The organism is Clostridium tepidiprofundi DSM 19306, from assembly GCF_001594005.1.
In the GTDB taxonomy this organism is placed as follows: Bacteria; Bacillota; Clostridia; order Clostridiales; family Clostridiaceae; genus Clostridium_AC; species Clostridium_AC tepidiprofundi.
In genome coordinates, this window is record NZ_LTBA01000010.1 from 65,948 (window position 1) to 79,404 (window position 13,457).

General features: G+C 29.0%; 16 protein-coding genes and 1 pseudogene. 15 read left to right on the forward strand and 2 right to left on the reverse strand.

The annotated features are described in order from the left end of the window. Positions 1–17: 17 nt before the first annotated feature. From CLTEP_RS14850 to CLTEP_RS06325, 15 genes and pseudogenes are all read left to right on the forward strand, one after another. On the forward strand, positions 18–194 hold the full coding sequence (locus tag CLTEP_RS14850; RefSeq protein WP_161938352.1) for a motility associated factor glycosyltransferase family protein: 177 nt from the start codon (positions 18–20) through the stop codon (positions 192–194). 34 nt (positions 195–228) lie between these two features. Further along, positions 229–354, forward strand: coding sequence for a hypothetical protein (locus CLTEP_RS15445; protein WP_278319533.1), 126 nt, complete (start codon positions 229–231; stop codon positions 352–354). Then, positions 351–1,283, forward strand: coding sequence for a DUF2920 family protein (locus CLTEP_RS06280; RefSeq protein ID WP_084364709.1), 933 nt, complete (start codon positions 351–353; stop codon positions 1,281–1,283). The genes CLTEP_RS15445 and CLTEP_RS06280 overlap by 4 nt, the downstream gene beginning before the upstream one ends. A gap of 189 nt (positions 1,284–1,472) precedes the next feature. Beyond that, the gene (locus tag CLTEP_RS14855) at positions 1,473–1,649 is read left to right on the forward strand and encodes a hypothetical protein (protein WP_161938353.1); all 177 of its coding nucleotides are present in this window, start codon (positions 1,473–1,475) and stop codon (positions 1,647–1,649) included. Between the two features lie 39 nt (positions 1,650–1,688). Beyond that, positions 1,689–1,841: a winged helix-turn-helix domain-containing protein gene (locus tag CLTEP_RS14370; protein WP_084364711.1), complete on the forward strand. Its 153-nt coding sequence runs from the start codon at positions 1,689–1,691 to the stop codon at positions 1,839–1,841. 21 nt (positions 1,842–1,862) lie between these two features. After that, positions 1,863–2,039 carry a hypothetical protein gene (locus CLTEP_RS15070; protein WP_169798784.1) on the forward strand — a complete coding sequence of 59 codons (177 nt, stop codon included), beginning with the start codon at positions 1,863–1,865 and terminating at the stop codon, positions 2,037–2,039. Further along, positions 2,008–3,198, forward strand: a complete 1,191-nt coding sequence (locus CLTEP_RS06285; protein WP_066824202.1) for an ATP-grasp domain-containing protein — start codon at positions 2,008–2,010, stop codon at positions 3,196–3,198. Before CLTEP_RS15070 ends, CLTEP_RS06285 begins: the two co-directional genes overlap by 32 nt. A gap of 28 nt (positions 3,199–3,226) precedes the next feature. Beyond that, positions 3,227–3,928 carry a class I SAM-dependent methyltransferase gene (locus tag CLTEP_RS06290; RefSeq protein ID WP_066824205.1) on the forward strand — a complete coding sequence of 234 codons (702 nt, stop codon included), beginning with the start codon at positions 3,227–3,229 and terminating at the stop codon, positions 3,926–3,928. Between the two features lies 1 nt (position 3,929). Further along, positions 3,930–4,982 (forward strand): N-acetylneuraminate synthase family protein, encoded by a 1,053-nt coding sequence (locus tag CLTEP_RS06295; protein ID WP_066824207.1) that lies wholly within the window; start codon positions 3,930–3,932, stop codon positions 4,980–4,982. Beyond that, positions 4,979–5,992: a hypothetical protein gene (locus CLTEP_RS06300; RefSeq protein WP_066824210.1), complete on the forward strand. Its 1,014-nt coding sequence runs from the start codon at positions 4,979–4,981 to the stop codon at positions 5,990–5,992. Before CLTEP_RS06295 ends, CLTEP_RS06300 begins: the two co-directional genes overlap by 4 nt. Before the next feature lie 191 nt (positions 5,993–6,183). Next, complete coding sequence (locus CLTEP_RS06305; protein WP_242863878.1) at positions 6,184–6,921, forward strand: cytidylyltransferase domain-containing protein; 738 nt, start codon at positions 6,184–6,186, stop codon at positions 6,919–6,921. Positions 6,922–7,043: 122 nt separating this feature from the next. Next, the gene (pseC, locus tag CLTEP_RS06310) at positions 7,044–8,237 is read left to right on the forward strand and encodes a UDP-4-amino-4,6-dideoxy-N-acetyl-beta-L-altrosamine transaminase (RefSeq protein ID WP_066824249.1); all 1,194 of its coding nucleotides are present in this window, start codon (positions 7,044–7,046) and stop codon (positions 8,235–8,237) included. Positions 8,238–8,252: 15 nt separating this feature from the next. After that, positions 8,253–9,263 carry an SDR family NAD(P)-dependent oxidoreductase gene (locus CLTEP_RS06315; protein ID WP_066824213.1) on the forward strand — a complete coding sequence of 337 codons (1,011 nt, stop codon included), beginning with the start codon at positions 8,253–8,255 and terminating at the stop codon, positions 9,261–9,263. Between the two features lie 51 nt (positions 9,264–9,314). Further along, a pseudogene (locus tag CLTEP_RS15165) lies at positions 9,315–9,437 on the forward strand (UDP-2,4-diacetamido-2,4,6-trideoxy-beta-L-altropyranose hydrolase); the annotation flags it as partial. Positions 9,438–9,578: 141 nt separating this feature from the next. Next, a complete protein-coding gene (locus CLTEP_RS06325) occupies positions 9,579–10,589 on the forward strand; it encodes a dTDP-glucose 4,6-dehydratase (protein WP_066824219.1) in 1,011 nt (336 codons plus the stop codon). A 514-nt stretch (positions 10,590–11,103) separates the two neighbouring features. On the opposite strand, the gene CLTEP_RS06330 is transcribed toward CLTEP_RS06325, so the two are convergent. Beyond that, entirely contained in the window at positions 11,104–11,796 is a 693-nt protein-coding gene (locus CLTEP_RS06330) for a GTPase family protein (protein ID WP_066824222.1), read from the reverse strand. Then, positions 11,790–13,127 carry a GTPase family protein gene (locus tag CLTEP_RS06335; protein WP_066824224.1) on the reverse strand — a complete coding sequence of 446 codons (1,338 nt, stop codon included), beginning with the start codon at positions 13,125–13,127 and terminating at the stop codon, positions 11,790–11,792. The genes CLTEP_RS06330 and CLTEP_RS06335 overlap by 7 nt, the downstream gene beginning before the upstream one ends. Positions 13,128–13,457 lie beyond the last annotated feature (330 nt).

Genomic DNA, 13,457 nt, shown 5'->3' on the forward strand with positions numbered 1-13,457 from the left:
TTTTATATAAAAAGGTCATGTCAGTTAATGGTGAAGTGCTCAATACTACAGATGGACTTTTATATTTTAAATATTGGATTGAAAATACAATTTGTAAAAATAAAGATATTAGATTCGTAAATTGTAGCAAAGGAGCAAGAATAAAAGGAACATATGAAATGGAACTTTTGGATGCAATATCGAAATATTGCTGATATGTTAATTTTCATATACGAAAGGGGTGGAAAAGTGGCAAAAGAGTATAACATAACAATTGTTGGACATCCAAGTATTTATGATGAAAAAGAAAGGAAGTTAAACATTTATTTTTGTGAACCGGAGCAACAGCTAATTCAAATGTTTATAAGAAAATGAGAAAAAATTTTTCGGATGGATATAATTATGTTACTATTCAATGTGATTATTTTGGTTTTGAGTTTATGCAAGATTCCAATAAAGTAACGATAGATTTAAAAACGATGGGAATTGAAAAATTTTTAAACAATGAAGAATTTATATTTTTAAATAAAAATGGTAGTATAAATGTCAAAAAAATATTTGAAATATCTAGGAAATATAATTTGCCTATAATGTGTAATGTTGAATTAGATGAGACATTAGCAAATTTTAATGATATGGGAATTATGCAGGCAGTTGATAATATTACAGCTATATTAATTGTTAGTGCAATATTAAAGGATAATGAATTTAATTTTAATGAAAATAAAGTTGTATTATTAGGTCAATCTCATGGGGCTTATATTTCTTATTTATGTAATGCTATTGCACCAAATTTAATTTCATGTATAATAGATAATTCTGCTTGGATATTTCCAAAGTATCTTATTAACAACAGATTATTATATCAAACGTTTGATAATATTAGAATATATAAAGAATTTAGTTATTTAGCAAAACATATTCCTTATGATGAGGAAATTTTAAATCTATCAAAATTATATGATAATTATATTGGTGATTGTCAAGTGATAGCATTTCATGGAACTTCGGATTTCTTAGTTAGTTGTGAAGAAAAAAAGAATTTAATTAATAAGATAAAAGGGAAGGTCCATTATGAGGAAATTTCAGATCAAAAGGTTGATGGTGAAATTTTTAACTCTACTAGTCATGGGCTAGGTGCTGATTTTTTTAACTTATTTAAATATGCAGAAAATAATATTGGAATAAGTACTAAACAAAATAAGTTTCAGTTTTGTGAATATAAAAAAGAAACAAAATTATATAAGTATAGTATTGATTATAGTAGTGGAGTACCTGTTGTAAATGTATATAAGAAAAAATGAAAAAGTTAATGTTAAAGAAAAGTTGGAGATTATATTGTGTCCTATTATCATAATAAAAAGATATTAGTAGTAGGTGGAACAGGAACAATTGGATAGGCATGGTTAAAGAATTATTAAAACAAAATCCTACTGTGATAAGAATATTAAGTACAAAGGAGTATAAGCAATTTATAATACAAAAGGAAATAGATGATAAATACATATGGATATAATCCAATAGAGTCTATTAAGACAAATGTTATAGTTATAAAATCTGATATGCATAATGATACAAAATCGGTAGTATTTACAAGTTTGTATAAAGAAATAACTATGGAACTACAAATTTCTAATGTAAAGATTGATACGAATTACAGATTACGTTAAAAATAAGACTGAAACAAAATTTGTTGCCAAAAAAAATTATTGACTAGTCATGCTGCAATGTTTTGGATATTAAATAAAAGTGATGGTAATAATAGCTTGCTAGATATTGCAAATCATTCAGGTTTAAGCTTTAGGGAAATTAAAAACACTGCTGATTTGTTAGTTAAAGAGAAATTATTAAAAGAAATTTAGTAGATGTTAGGAGCAGATATTATGAAAAATATAAGAGTGGGTAACTACACAATTGGTGATAATAATCCGTGTTTTATAATAGCAGAAGCGGGAAGTAATCATAATGGAAATATAGAGAAGGCAAATTGTATATTAATTTGGGATTTTCAGGTTAGGGGTGAATATAGTGAAAAATGTAATTTCTATTGGAGCAGGTAATGAACAAGTTCCCAGCATAAGAGAAGCTAAAAATTTAGGATTGAGGGTTATAGCTTTAGACAGGAATAAAGATGCAGAAGGGTTTAAGATAGCTGATGTTGGAGAAGTAGTTGATATTAAGAATAAGAATGAGGTTGTGAATATAGCAAAAAAATATAATATAAAAGCCGTAATTCCAGCACCTATTGGAAGATATTTAACTACTGTAGGAGCCGTTAATGATGCTATGGGATTAGTAGGTATATCAGAACTGGCGGCAGATACTTGCGTTGATAAAGTTAAATTTAATAAATCACTTGTAAGGGCTAATAAAAAGTGTGCACGTCAGATTGTTGCTGCTGGATATAGACAAGTTTTAGTTGCTGTGAGGAAAATAGGGATACCTTGTATTTTAAAGCCTAGGTATGGTTCAGGTAGCAGAGGCGTTGTTGTGATTAGATGTGTAGAAGAAATAGAAAAGAAGATAAAAGAACATCTGGATAATTGTTTGAATGAAGATAGTTTAATAGAAGAATTAATTGAAGGAAAAGAATTTGGAGTTGATGGAGTAGTTATAGATGGTAAATTTACATTAGTGTTGGTTAGAGAAAAACTTTTGACTGAATTGCCCTATAGACAGGAAATAGGATACATTGCACCGGCAAGAATAGACAATGATATGCTTAATGATATTAGAAAAGGACTTGAGGTGTGTTGTAAAATTTTAGGAATTAATAATTGCATGGTAAATGCGGATATATTAGTTACACATGGTAATGAAATTATTCCCATAGAACTTTCAGGAAGACCTGCAGGACTTTTGAATTCGAACTATATTATACCGTGTGCAACCGGGATTAATTTTTTGAGAAATGGAATTAAAATGCATCTTAAGGAAGAAAATAGTTTTCAAGCAGAGTTTTTGAAACCAATATTTTTGAGATTTTTAGATATATCTGAAGGAGAAGTTATAGATATTCCAAATAGGAATATGTTAAGTTATCGAAAAAATATATTGAAATATGAGTGTAATATCAAATCTGGTGATATATTAAATAAGGTAACTTGCGGTAAAGATGTATATGCCAGAGGGTTTATTATAACGACTGGTAAAACGATAGAGCAAGCGATAGCTGAAGTTGATCGTATATTGGGTATGTTTAAAATACTTAAGAAATAAATAGTACTTTATGTAGGAGGAATATCAAATGGTTAATATTAACAAAAAAGAGTGTTATGATGAAAAAAATAAAGATAGATGGTCAAAAGAGATTAAAAAACATCAAATGCTATATCCTAATGAAAGGGTTGTAGCTTTTATTGCAAGAAATTATTCAAATTTTAATGAAAATAAGGACAAGAAAGCGTTAGATATAGGATTTGGTTCAGGAAGACATTTAAAACTTTTAATGGATTATAAATTTGAAACCTACGGTATAGATTATAGCCAAGAGTGTTTTGAATTTGCAAGTAGTATTTTAGGTGATAATGATAGATTGAAGTCTTTGGAAATAGCAGATTTGAGATCTAATCATTATAGTCCTTTATTTTTTGATTTGATAATATGCTGGGGTTCTATTTTTTATAGAACAAAAGATGAAATGCTAAAAGATCTAAAAATAATAAATTTTATATTGAAAAATGAAGGTAAAATGATTATAAATTTTAGAACTAAAGAAGATTATCTTTATGGAAAAGGGAAAAAATTTGATAATAATACATATATTCTTGATGCGTCATCGGGGGATTATAACGATATATGTTATACATTTTTGTCATATAATGAAGCTAAAGAGTTGCTTAGTAAAGCGGGATTTGTTGTTGAAAGTAGTGAAAGATATGATTTATGGAAAAATAATCTTTCTGAAAAACATACATGGTGGATATTTTTGGTAAGAAAAGGAGAGTAAAATGAAAGAATTTACTATATTAAATAAGAATATAGGCGGGAATTCGCCAGTTTTTATTGTGGCTGAAATAGGTGCAAATCATAACGGAAATGTTGAATTAGCAAAAAAGATGGTAAAAGTAGCGGCAGATTGTGGTGTTGATGCTGTTAAGTTTCAAACATATACGTCAGAAGAATTATTAGCAGATAAAGACAGAATTATTACTTGGGGAAATGAAGAATACAGAAAATCGGAACCGATAGGGGAGATGTTTGATAGGTTAGCTCTACCTAGAAAAGTTCATAAAGAAGTTTTTGATTATGCAAGAAGATTGGGAGTAATACCATTTTCTACTCCGTTTAGTGTAGAAGGATTACATTTTTTAGAAAGTTTAGGTGTACCTTGTGTTAAAGTTGCAGCTTCAGATGTTAATTTTTTAGACATGCTCAAAGAAATATCTAAAATAAATAAACCTGTGATGTTGTCTTTAGGGAAGTGCACGTTAAGTGAAGCAGATAGAGCTATTTCAACTTTGCTTAATGGTGGATGCGATAAAATAGTAATTATGCATTGCGTATCTCAATATCCATCACCTATGAATGAAATGAATTTGAAAGTTATAGAAAGTTTAAAAGTTCTTTATCCAGAATGTATTATTGGATTTTCAGATCATTCTGTAGGAATAACAGCAACACTAGGAGCAGTAGCTTTAGGAGCAAAAGTTATTGAGAAACATTTCACTTTAGATAGAAAAATGCTAGGACCTGATCATTGGTTTAGTATGGATCCAACTGATATGAAGGATTTGGTTACGGAAATAAGAAATTTGGAAGTTGCTATGGGACATCCAAGAAAGAGGGTTTTGGAATGTGAATTAGATGAAAAGCTTAAATCAACAAGGTCTTTAGTTCTAAGAAAGAGTATAAAGGAAGGTGAAAGAATAACAGAAGATCATTTAAAGATGCTAAGGCCAGGTTGGGGAATACAGCCCTATGATAAAGAAAAAATTATTGGTATGAGAGTAAATAGAAATTTAGAGACAAATACTGTTTTAAAGTGGGAGTATTTAAAATGATATTAATTCATTCAGCGGGTAATGATAAAATTGGGATAGGAAATTTAAGTAGATGTAGAACGTTGGCTTTTCAAATACATAAATTTTTTCATGGAAAATTAGCGGTGGTTTATGAAACATCGGAAAAACTAATGGATAAATTTTATGTACCTGAAGCAATAAATTTTAGAGCAAAAAACAGAATGGAAGCAAAAAATATAATACAGGAAATTGTTGAAAAGTGCAAAGAGGAATGCAATGTTATAGTTACGGATTTGTTAGATTTAAGTTATGAGGATAATGTTTATTATAAGAATAGGGGATTTGATTGTATTGTTCATTTGAACGACTGGAATGTGTGTGAGTATAAGCCGGATATATTAATTAGTGGCGATGCATTTTTACATAAATGGGATATTGATGATAAAACAATCGTATTTGAAGGACCTAAATATCACATGGTAAGACCAGAAATTGTAAAATTAAGACCGGAACTATCATGGAATAAGAAAGATATTAATGATATACTTGTATGTTTTGGTGGCTCAGATCCGGCATATTACACGGAATTGCTTGTGAAAACTGTTTATAATAATCCTGTATATCTCAGTAAAAATTTTAATGTTATTTTAGGGCCAGCATTTTCAGATGATAGAATAAAAGCGGTTTCAAAGTATAAATCTAATAATATAAATTATATTAAAAATCCTACTAGTGTAGGAAAAGTTATTTTGAACAATGATTTAATTATTACTTTAGGAGGAATAACTAGTTATGAAGCTATGTGCTTAGGGATACCGGTAGCAGCAATTGAATGGAAATATATGAAGTATTATGTACAACGGTTAGATAAAGACGGAATTATTGTTGATTTAGGATATGGAATTGAGGGAATAAGAAATATTGAGAGTTTATTTTGTAATGTTGATAAATTAAAATTCATATCACATACTGCATGGAAAATGATAGATGGAAATGGAGCGGAACGTGTTGCAAAGCTTATTTGCTCGCTTCTTAGAAAGTTTAAGTAGTTTTATATTATAAATGTAAAGTTTTGATGATTTACAATATAAATATAAAAAAATATTACGAAATCTTTAGAGTTACAGAATAATGGACTTGTAATATTTATATAATTTTCAGCTTTAACCTTTAGGTGAATTTAATTATAATTTAAATTTTAGTTGCCATTGAGTTAATATTATTAGGAAGGTGAAAATGAGTGGAAAGTAAAGTAGTATGTATTATTCAAGCTAGAATGGGATCTACTAGGTTACCAAAAAAAGTTTTGATGCCGTTATGTAATAAGCCTATGTTGGAACACTTGGTAAATAGGTTGAAATGTTGTGAAAAATTAGATGAAATAGTTATAGCTACTACGACTTTAGAACAAGATGACAAAATAGTTGAATTAGCAGAAAAAAATAATATAAAGTACTATAGAGGTTCAGAAAATGATGTACTAAAAAGATATTTAGAATCAGCATATAAAGTCAATGCTGATATTGTAGTTAGGATTACGGCGGATTGTCCGTTTATTCATCCTAAATTGGTAGATGATGTAATAGAATATTTCAAAAGTAATAGTTATGATTATGTTAGTCCAAAATCGGAATATGGACTCATAAGAGGATTAGATACGGAAGTGTTTTCTTATGAAGCACTAAAAAAAGCAGATAAATTAGCTAAAAAAGAAATTTTTAGAGAACATGTTACATTATATATGTATAGAAATCCAGAAAATTTTAAGATAGGAGTATTTCCGATACCTATTGAATTGAAAAATTATAATATTAGGTTATGTGTGGATCAAGAAGAAGATTTTGCATTGATAAATATTTTATATAATAGATTATATAATGGTAAAGATATAATTAATATATATGATGTTATTAGTTTGTTAGAAAGGGAGCCTAGATTATTGAATATAAATAAAGATGTGCAGCAAAAAAGTTTTTAATATAGGGATAGAGCTTATATAGAAAATTTTAAAGCTGTAGCATTTTAATTATTGGTAAATAATAATTAAAAGCATTATAGTATGAAAATTTTCTAAGAATTTTGGAGTAATGGAGAATGAGTATGAATGAAAAATTAGCAATTAATGGTGGAAAGCCAATTAGAGAGACTTTATTATCTTATGGGAAACAATGCATAGATGATGAAGATATACAATCTGTAATAGATGTATTAAAAAGTGATTTTTTGACTACAGGTCCTACTGTTAAAGCTTTTGAAAAGGCAGTTGCAGAGTATGTTGGAACAAAGTATGCTGTAGCAGTTTCAAATGGAACAGCAGCATTGCATATAGCTTGTTTAGCAGCAGGAATAAGTGAAGGCGATGAAGTTTTAGTTTCGCCGTTAACTTTTGCAGCTTCTAGCAATTGTATATTATATTGTGGGGCTATTCCTGTTTTTGTAGATATTGATTATAAAACGTATAATATTGATGTAAATAAAATCGAAGCTAAAATAACAGAGAAAACTAAAGCTATTATTCCTGTAGATTTTGCAGGACAATCTGTGGATATGGATAAAATAAGAGAAATAGCAGATAAATATAATTTGATAATAATTGAAGATGCAGCTCATGCACTTGGGAGCAAATATAAAGATAAAAAAGTAGGAAAACTTGCAGATATGACGGAATTTAGCTTTCATCCAGTAAAGCCGATTACTTCTGGAGAAGGTGGAATGATAGTAACTGATGATGAAAAATTTTATGAAAAGTTAAACTTATTTAGAACACATGGTATAACAAGAGATAGGGATTTAATGTATGATAATCATGGTTCATGGTATTATGAACAAATAGAGCTTGGATATAATTATAGGATAACAGATATACAATGTGCTTTAGGATTAAGCCAAATTAAAAAATTAGATAAATTCATTGAAAGAAGAAGAAATATAGTAAATACATATAATGCTGCTTTTGAAAATTTAGAATGTATAACAGTACCATTTGAAGCGGATTATTCTAATTCGGGTTGGCATATTTATGTTATAAAATTAAACTTGGAAAAGTTAACTTGTTCAAGAAAACAAATATTTGAAGCCTTAAGAGCTGAAAATATTGGAGTAAATGTACATTATGTTCCAGTATATTTTCACCCTTATTATAAGAAGTTAGGATATAAGAAAGGATTGTGCCCAGTTTCAGAAGATGTATACAATAGTATAATAACTCTTCCACTTTATCCATCTATGACCGAAAATGATGTAAATGATGTAATAATGGCAGTCGAGAAAGTTATAAGATATTATTCTAGATAGGAGTGTGACATTATAATGGGATACTATACTGATAAGAAAATTCTTGTAATAGGTGGAACTGGAACAATTGGACAAGGCTTGGTTAAAGAGTTAGTTAAGCAAAAACCAAATGTAATAAGAATATTCAGTAGAGATGAATATAAGCAATATATTATGGAACAAGAGTTAGATCATGTTTCAGAGTTTAGATATTTAATTGGTGATGTGAGGGATTATGATAGAGTAAATAGAGCGATGAATGATATAGATATTGTTTTTAATTTAGCTGCAATGAAGCACGTACCTTCTTGTGAATATAATCCTACAGAAGCAATAAAAACAAATATTCAAGGCATGGAAAATGTGATTAAGGCAGCACTAAATAATAATGTAGAGGCTGTTATATTTACGAGTTCAGATAAAGCTATTAACCCTCCCAATACATATGGTGCTACGAAATTATTGGCTGAAAAATTAGTACAGGCGGCTAATTTTAGTAAGGGAAATTGCAGGACTAAATTTGTTGCTGTTAGATTTGGAAATGTTATGGGTTCTAGAGGTTCAGTCATACCTTTATTTAAAAAACAGATTGAAGAATATAGAAAAGTTACTATTACTGATAAGGAAATGACTAGATTTATGATGACGTTAAGTCAAGCTGTAAAACTTATAATAGATGTTGGAGAAAAATCTGTTGGTGGAGAGGTATTTATATTAAAAATGCCTGTAATAAAACTTCAACATTTAGCGGAAGTAATTATAGAAGAAACTTGTAATAAATTAGATCTTAAAAAAGAAGAAATTGATATAAAAACTATTGGTTTGAGAGCAGGAGAAAGAAGGTTCGAAGAACTTATGACAGTTCAAGAGTCAGAGTTGGCTTTTGACTTGGGAAATATGTATGCGGTGTTACCTTCATATAGTTATACTAATGAGCTTTATAGTGAAGAAAAAAGGGTTAAAGTTGGTAGTTATAATTCTAATGATATAAATCCAATAAGTAAAGAAAGTGTGAGAGAATTGCTTATAAAGGAAGGATTAATTTAGCAAGTTGTTATTGGTAAATAATTTAATTTTATATTGCTAAAAGGTGATTTTATGAAGATAGGAATAAGAGCTGATGGAGGCTCTAAAATAGGAATGGGACATATTATGAGAACTTTGGTTTTAGCAAAAGAGTTGGCTAAGACGAATAATGTTGGATGGTTTAATGCTTTGGATAAAGAAAATTTTGTTGATGCATTTACCAATATTGCGTTGAATTTTAATTTGAGAAAAGATATGAGTATTAAAGGCCAAAATATTATAGATGGCAAAGGGGTAGAAAGGATAGTAAATGCGATTGTAGGGAGGAAGTTATAAATGAATATATTAGTTACTGGTGGAGCAGGATTTATTGGTAGATGGGTAAATAAAAGGCTTTTGGAAGATGGACATAAAGTTGTTGCTTTAGATAACCTATCAAATGGAAAGTTAGAGAACATAGATGAGTTTAAAAATAACGATAATTTCAAATTTATTAAAGGTGATATTAAAGATGAAAAATTATTAAATGAATTATTTGGTAGAGAGAAGTTTGATATAATATATCATTTAGGTGCATCAATAATAGTGCAAGATAGTATAGATAATCCTAGAGATACTTTTTATAATGATACAGTAGGGACTTTCAATATATTAGAAAAAGCAAAAGTTCAGATGTTTGGTAAAAATGCGAGAATGGATGGTGAGAACTGGATATTTGATACTAATGAAGATAGACATCCTTGCAAAATTGTTTTTATGAGTACTTGCATGGTCTATGATAAGGCAGGAAATACAGGAATTAATGAGTTACATCCAACGAAACCAGTTTCACCATATGGAGGAAGCAAGATAGCTGCTGAGAATATGGTGCTTTCATATTATTATGCTTACAAGTTGCCTACTGTTGTTATACGACCATTTAATACATATGGACCTTTTCAAAAATCTAATGGAGAAGGTGGGGTTGTGTCTATTTTTATTAATAGAGCTTTAAATGGTGAGGAACTCAATATATATGGTACTGGAAATCAAACAAGAGATCTTTTATATGTTAAGGATTGTGCAAGATTTGTTGTTATGGCAGGATTAAATGATAATGTCAATGGGGAAATAATCAATGCTGGTACGGGTAGAGATGTAACAATAAATGAACTTGCAAAAATAATATCTAAGAATAGAGTTAAAATAAATCATGTAAAGCATATACATCCTCAAAGTGAGATATTGAAGCTGAAATGCGATTATTCTAAAGCTAAAAGGCTCATGGGTTGGGAACCAGAGTATACTTTAGAAGAAGGAATTAATGAAACTGAAGAATGGATAACATATAACACCCCAGGGGTGTAAATTTTTCCAAATGAGAAACAAGCAATAAATGTTAGCATAAATGATGTATTAAGTTTATTATAGTAAGCAACAAATAGTATTTATCAATATTCCGATTTTTATAAGAGGTCAGATACCTTACATAGACTGGAATATAATTTTTGTTGCTAATCGAGAAGGGACTGTTGCACTAAATAATTAGTGTATAGTTCTTTTTTTATAAAAAAATAAATCTCTAACTTCTAAAGGTAAGGGATTTATAGTAAAATATTAGTATACTAAAACAAAATATTTTACAAAAAGATTACACTACTAATCAAAAAGATAAGGAGTGTAAAAAATTTTGTGTAAACTGAATAAAAATGAAATTTTAATAATTAAATAATTTATAAATGAATAATCAGAAACTCTAGTTATAAAATTTGAGTTCCTGATTGTAAATATATTGAATTATAAGTTGATGACATTGAGGTAGGTAGATAAAATAACTATCTACCTCCTACTCGATTATCCTTCATTTGAATTATATCCATAACTATTTCATTAATTTTCTGCGTTGCAAAGGCATATTGTCAATAATCATATTTAATAATTTATGAATATTAAAATTATACTCTGCAGAATAATATACAGGTTTTATTATATTTACTCCAGTGGTTTCAAATACTCTTTTTTGAATGGAAAGTGATTGTCTTTCTAAAAATGATTTTAATTTTTCATCAGGTTTATTTACATCTGGTAACCAGTGTCTCCCTTTCATTGCTATATCAGCTTGATTTATAGCAACTAAAATTCTATCTTTTTGAATATTAGGAACGATTACATCATTTAATAGCTGATAAGTAGTCCCCATATCCCTATTTGATCCTTCAATAATTATAAGAGCAATATCAATAAAACCATAGGTATTATTATCAAGAGAATATGTCTTGTAAAGAAGTTCTATCAATTTTTTTGTATGTACCTTATCTTGTTGCACACCATCTCCAAGTCCTGGGGTATCCCAAAATCGAATACTATTATTCAAGCTGTAAGTATCTAATCCCATTGTTTCTGGTTCAACACCTGTTCCTACTTTTGCTACGGTTTTTTGAAAAAATGTATTTAATGTTGTTGATTTTCCAGCACCGGTTACGCCTGTAACCATTATATCAAGTGGGCGAAATTTTGCTATTTGAAGCTTTTTATTTATTTCATTAACACGATAAGTATTATAAGCTGTTACCATCTTGTACTCTCCTCATATAGGTAATACATCATATCTGAGTAAAGTTCTTTACATGCTTGATATTCTTGATGTTCAATATACTTTAGACACTTTGATAGATATTCTTTATTTAAATTTGCATAAATTTCTGAACGATTATTTTGCATATTTATTTTTTCAACTATTTTGGGAGCTGTTCGATAATATTGTTGAATTAATTCTTTACCACCAGGTTGAAAAATAAGCCACTCATCTCTAAATTTTCTAAACTGAGTTAATTCATAGCAAGTATCGGGTTTATTATCTTCTTCACAAACAGCAGTAGTAATATAACATCCACCACCACTATAACTTGATGATCCGAATATAAGGTTTCCAATTGATTTTGCAGCACCTACTACTCCACCTACTACTCCACCAACAACTCTACCTGCTATTTTACCAGCTGAACCAAAAATTGAACCTATTTCTCCTCCAATATCAGCACCATTTGCTGCACAATCTCTTACTGTTTCACCAAAGCTTTCTAATATTCCTTTTCTATAATCCTTTAAATCATCATTATCTTTCCACATGTTTGCGTCTTTGTTTATATTTTCCACAAAAGATAATCGTTTTTCCTTTGGTGTAGCTTTTATTATATAGTACAATAGCTTTGAAAGATTATATGGTCTACACTGTTCTTCACCCTCCTCTTTAAATCCTGCACTATAATAAATTGGAGTAACATCAATTCCGGTTCCTTCTTTTATTCTCTTTTGTACAGAAATAACTTTTTCTTCGAGAAACTTTTTCAAAGGCTCTTCCGGAATGTTTTCCTCGTAATTCCAATAACGTCCTTTCATAGCAACATCAGCTTGATTTATTGCAACCAGTATTCTGTTTTGTTTATCTTCTCCTAAGTTAGGAATAATCACACTATTAATTAATTCATATGATGTTCCTAAGTCCCTAGTACTTCCATCAAGAATAACTAGTACTAAGTCAATTAAGAGATTTCCGTTATGGTCACGTTCATTTAACTTTTTAATTATATTTTTTGCATGTTTATTATCTGCTTCTTTACCATCACCTAAACCTGGACTATCCCAAAGAACCAAATTGTCCAATTCGTATTTAGCTATTTCCATTGTTTCTGGGTCAACACCAACACCAACTTTGGCTACTTCCATATCAAATAAAGCATTGATTGTTGAACTTTTACCGCTTCCAGTAGCACCAGTAATCATTAAATTAATTTTCTGCTTTTTTAGGTGAAGGAAATTTTTTATGAGTTTACGCTTTTCTTGTTCAGGGATGTTAGCTGTAAGTATATCCTGTTCCATTGCATCAAAAAACTTTTTGTTGTCCATAAGTAACTCCTCCAAAATTATGTTTGTTTTATAAATTTAATAAGATTTTTGCTATATATCTTTAGTACTTTAAGTACATATTTTTTATTGTTATAAACCTTTTTAATGTATTAATTCTGTATTTGTTAGTTACTAACATTCAAAACAATGAGATAATACATATTTTGATTTTATTGTACTTTATTTTAATTTCGTTTTCCGATCAGCTCTAAAGATTAAAAATTCTTCGCATTAAAATGTTATAAATATGTATATGTACTCAACGAATATTATTAGTGGAATACTAATTTATATTGTTTGAGGAGGTTTAAATAATTGAGGAAGACTAGA